Origin of the sequence: Polaribacter marinus, from assembly GCF_022662535.1 — a bacterium.
Lineage (GTDB): Bacteria > Bacteroidota > Bacteroidia > Flavobacteriales > Flavobacteriaceae > Polaribacter > Polaribacter marinus.
In genome coordinates this window covers 1-4,816 of the sequence record NZ_JAKQYM010000033.1, presented here as the reverse complement: position 1 = coordinate 4,816, position 4,816 = coordinate 1, and the positions used below count along the sequence as shown (strand labels likewise).

Below are 4,816 nucleotides of genomic sequence, written 5' to 3'. Positions count from 1 at the left end.
TTTTTTGTAAACTTCTATTTTCCTGCGGAAAATAGCCGTTCACGTAAAACGCAACTTTCAATAACACAAACTCGTTGGCATTCATTGACGAAAGTACTCAAAATGTAGAAATTATGATTAAAAGAAATTTAGGCTTAATATTTGTTATAATGGCTATGAGTTTAAACATATTGAATTTTGGTTATATAAAAAAAAGTGTTGGATCATTTAATTTTTGGTTAACATTAGTTTCCGCACTTCTACTTATTGCTGCTTTGGTTAAAATATTTATTAGAGAAAAGAAGGAAAACAAAAAAACTAAATCTGACTAAATAATAAATAAAATTATGTCGGAATTTTAGTTTGTTTGAGGAATCTTAAACTGAACTGAAAAGCAAAATCTATATTGAATTAGGAATTTAGCAAGAAACGGAATTACTCTCTCAATCGGAATTGAAAAAATTTGAGAAATAATAGGCTTACCGAATTCACTCAAACGCTGGAAAACAAAAAAACTGAATTAAGCCGAATAAGAATAACTCGGAATAAAAACAACGAAATGCCAACACCGTGTAGTAAAAATTGCTAAATTAGTTCTTAACTAAAAGCTGTTGCATTTTTGCTCACTTCAATTTTCCTGCGGAAAATAGCCGTTCACAAAAATCGCAACTTTCATTACACAAACACGTTGGCAAACATATGACAGAAAACCTTGACGACATAATAGAATTTGAAAATGAAAATACTGAATTGGATTTTAAGGCAATTCAATATCAAAAAGTCAAGTTTCAAGATTTACTGAAAGATTTAATGTCTATGGCTAATGCTAAAACAGATGCTGATAAATATATAATAGTTGGTGTTAAGTTATTAGGAAATGGAAATAGAGATATTTTAGGTATCACAGAAGATTTTATTGACGAAGCCACCTACCAACAACTAGTCCACAACAATATTGAACCAGAATTAAACTTTTCTTACGTTTCTTATCAGTTTCAAAATAAAACTCTCGGAGTATTTAAAATCTTTGATTCCATTGACCGACCATATATGATGAAAAAGGATTTTGGTAAATTAAGAATTGGAGAGGCTTTTATTAGAAAAGGTTCGCATCAAACAAGATTAACAAGAAAAGATTTTGACTTTTACACCGAAAAGAAAATAACTGAAAAGAGATTTAAAGGTAAAATTCATACTTATTTTGATGAAATAAATCAAAAGTCAATTGCGCTCAAGACATTAAGTAACGGAGATTATCCATCAGATAAAGCAGCAGAAAAAATCAATAAAATACTTTTAGAAAAAAAAGAGAAATTAAAAAAAACCGAAGGAATGTTTGTGTCATTTTTTGACCAAGACATTCCAATGTTAGGTGGAACACCTTATGAAAATAGAAGTATTAAAACATTAGAAGGAAATTTAGAAAATGTAGCAGAAACTTATCGAGAAGATGATTTACATTATCTTTTCGAAGTTAAAGCACATAAGTTTAACTTTAGAATTTTAAATGATGATACCGAATATCTAGAAGACGCCTCGATTGAACTAAAAATTGAAAAAGAAGGATTATATATTGCCGACAAAATTTATTCTAAACCAGATAATTCAAATAGTATTATATCTTTAAAATATGAACTAAATCCGCCATCTTGGGAAAGTATGAATTATCCAGAAGTTATAGAAACTGAAACGGAATATCTAATACTTGAAAACCTAGGAGATTTAAAACATCAAATAAGTGAGAATGGACTAAAAGTAGATTTAAGAATTGCAATAAATCCAAAATTAAACAAAGCTGAAAAAATAGTAAAAATTAAAATATTTGGAAAAAACCTGAGCAAGCCTATTGAAGACCAATTAATAATCAAGGTCATTGAATAAAATACGATTTGCCAACACCGTATATAATTTATTGCTAGTTCTAGCCTACTTACGAAAATCCTCGCGGATTTTCTATTCGGTTTGTATTTGCTAAATTAGGTGTTTAAACCACGCAACAAACCATATACAAACACGTTGGCAAACATTACTCACTCAAAATCTGAAATTCTAAAAAACTTGAGAAAATATGAAATATGAAAAAGATATAAAAGCATATTCTGAAATATTTGAAAAACCTCCCTTTATTAATTTAAATGAACACGTTATAATAACTCATTTAGTAGATAAAGCAATCGAATACGAAGCAGAATGGTATTATGGAGTTAGTCAAGATTCTGAAATTGAAAGATTTTTACCAGATGTTTATCCTGAATCTCCAAAAGACGCAATGAAAAAAGTAGTTGAAATTTTAGGAAAACCAATTTTTAAAGAAGGATTAATGTTATGCATAAGAAGTGCTGAAGATAAATATGCTGTTGGTTATATTGTATTGGATTCTCCTTTAGCAAATACTGGTTCTGAAGAATGGACAATTACATATTGGTTAAAAAGAACTCAACAAGGAAAAGGACTAATGACAAATTCTATAATTGCAGTTTTAGAATTTATGAAAAAAATGAAAATTTCGAAAGTTCAAGCTTTTGTTGACTTGGAAAATATAAAATCAGAGAACATTTTGAAAAATTTAAACTTTAAAAAAGTTCTTGGAGAATTTGGAAAATATCATAAAAAGGAACTTAAGAAATCTAATCTTTATGAATTAAATTTATAAGAATTAAAATTTGAAATAAAAAAACGATTTGCCAACACCGTGTATAAAAAATTGCTAAATTAGTGCTTTACCAAAGTTCGTTGCATTTTTACGTACTTCTGAATTTCCGTTGGAAATTCCTCGCACATAAAAATCGCAACTTTCCATAACACAAACACGTTGCCACACATTAAAAACCGAAAATATTGAAAAAGATTTATCTCCTGACTTTATTGACATTTTTTTTAATTGAATGTCAGAAAAAAACAGAATTAAAAATTGAATTACAACCGGTTTATTCAGACTTTGAAAACTCTTTGCGAGAAAAAAACTTATACGGAAAAGTGAAAAAAATTGAATATTTCAAAACCACTTTTCAAAAAAACGAAAAAGAGGATAAATTGATACTTAAAAAAATAGAAGAATATACCGATTTTGGAGAATTAAAAAAAGCTGAATATTTTGATAATTATGGAAAAGTAGTCCAAACAAATTTTATTGACTATAACAAAAACCAGAAGTTTATAAAAAGTGTTTCAATTAGTAAATCAGACAATTCAAAAATTATTCAAACTGCTGAATATGACTCAATAAAAAAAACGAGTGAAATAACTGCATTTGTGAATGATTCTGTTAACTATAAAATGATTACCTACTTTGAGGATAATGATTATCCAATCAAACAAATTTCTATTAAAAAAAGAAAAGATACTACAGAAATAAATTACGAATATGATTTTGACCATAATGGTAAAATAAAACTTGCTGTTCAGAAAGAAAAAGGAAACGAAAAACCAATGACAACTAATCTGTATAAATATGAGAATAACAATCTTATTGAAACTTCATTAAAGACAGAATGGGTAGAAATGATAAGCGAAACGGAATGGAAAGAGAAACGAATCTCTAAAAGAACATCATATACAATATTAGAAGATTTAAAAAAGAAGATTAACAACATAACAGAGTTTGACAAACTTTATAATACAATTAATTCAAAGGAATTTGAAGATTCAAAATTAAATCGTGAATTGAACTTTGAATATGAATTTGACGGAAATGGAAATTGGATTAAGAAAAAAGTATCAATGAAAGAACATTTCATTAATTCAAACGAATTTATTCCAATATACGTTGAAACGAGAAAAATAAGTTATTGGAAATAAAAAAACGTGTGGCAACACCGTGTATAATTAATTGCTTGGTTTCAGCCAATTTACGAAAGTCCTCGCGGACTTTCTATCTGTGATTTATTTACTAACTTTAGTGCTTAAAACACGCAACTAATCATACACAAACACGTTGGCAAACATAAAAATGGAATACAAATTTAGAACGATTTCAATTTTTTATTTCATAACTATACTTTTGACCTTAATTCTTGTTATTGGAATTACGGGAATGAAATTAGTTGGAATAATGGAATCTATTCCAGCATTTTTATTTACAATTTCAACGTTTATAATATCTTATTTAATTGCTTCTAAATTAACATTCGGAAAAGCACAAATTACATTATCAAATAAAAAAGTGGAATTCTTGTGGGTTGAGAAACCAATTTTGACAATGCAAAAAAATGAATCTGTTAACATAGAAGATATTGAAAGTTGGAAATATAGAACTGAATTTCAATATAGTTATTTTAAGATTTACAATCCTTCAGAAGTTATTACTGTTATGAGACTTCCAAATTGGAATCCTGAAAAAGATGAATTTGAAAATTTCTTATTTACATTTAAAAAAAGAATTGAAAATCTGAATGAAAATAAAATTAAAGGCACAAAAAATGAATTAATAATAGACAGAGAAGAAAAACATTATAAATCTAATATTGGAAAAATATTGTTTTTTATTTACATAATTTCTGGAGTTTTAGGAATTAAATATGTCTACAACAACTGGAATACAGGAAATGCAAATATTGGAATAATAATATTCGGAATTTTAGGTTGCCTTTTTTATATCAGTAAATATAGAAATTTAGGAAATAATAAATAACGTTTGCCAACACCGTGTAGTAAAAATTGCTAAATTAGTGCTTAAATAAAAGTAGTTGCATTTTTACTCACTTCAATTTTCCTGCGGAAAATAGCCGTTCACAAAAATCGCAACTTTCATTACACAAACACGTTGGCAACCATTTACCAATCACACTCAAAGGAATGAAAGAAGAAACAGTAATTAAGTATTTTGACATTGTTTTAT

General features: G+C 27.4%; 6 protein-coding genes. 5 read left to right on the top strand and 1 reads right to left on the bottom strand.

Going from position 1 to position 4,816, the window contains the following annotated elements; translation table 11 throughout:
• Positions 1–74 precede the first annotated feature (74 nt).
• The 3 genes from MC378_RS15085 (at position 75) to MC378_RS15075 (ending at position 2,632) form a co-directional block, all read left to right on the top strand.
• Positions 75–311, top strand: coding sequence for a hypothetical protein (locus tag MC378_RS15085; RefSeq protein ID WP_242179638.1), 237 nt, complete (start codon positions 75–77; stop codon positions 309–311).
• Between the two features lie 367 nt (positions 312–678).
• Positions 679–1,860 (top strand): AlbA family DNA-binding domain-containing protein, encoded by a 1,182-nt coding sequence (locus MC378_RS15080; RefSeq protein ID WP_242179637.1) that lies wholly within the window; start codon positions 679–681, stop codon positions 1,858–1,860.
• 187 nt (positions 1,861–2,047) lie between these two features.
• Complete coding sequence (locus MC378_RS15075) at positions 2,048–2,632, top strand: GNAT family N-acetyltransferase (protein ID WP_242179636.1); 585 nt, start codon at positions 2,048–2,050, stop codon at positions 2,630–2,632.
• A gap of 54 nt (positions 2,633–2,686) precedes the next feature.
• On the opposite strand, the gene MC378_RS15070 is transcribed toward MC378_RS15075, so the two are convergent.
• Complete coding sequence (locus tag MC378_RS15070) at positions 2,687–2,851, bottom strand: hypothetical protein (protein ID WP_242179635.1); 165 nt, start codon at positions 2,849–2,851, stop codon at positions 2,687–2,689.
• A 104-nt stretch (positions 2,852–2,955) separates the two neighbouring features.
• On the opposite strand from MC378_RS15070, the gene MC378_RS15065 reads away from it, so the two are divergent.
• Both MC378_RS15065 and MC378_RS15060 read left to right on the top strand, forming a co-directional pair.
• Positions 2,956–3,777 (top strand): hypothetical protein, encoded by an 822-nt coding sequence (locus tag MC378_RS15065; protein ID WP_242179634.1) that lies wholly within the window; start codon positions 2,956–2,958, stop codon positions 3,775–3,777.
• 202 nt (positions 3,778–3,979) lie between these two features.
• The gene (locus tag MC378_RS15060) at positions 3,980–4,609 is read left to right on the top strand and encodes a hypothetical protein (RefSeq protein ID WP_242179633.1); all 630 of its coding nucleotides are present in this window, start codon (positions 3,980–3,982) and stop codon (positions 4,607–4,609) included.
• Positions 4,610–4,816 lie beyond the last annotated feature (207 nt).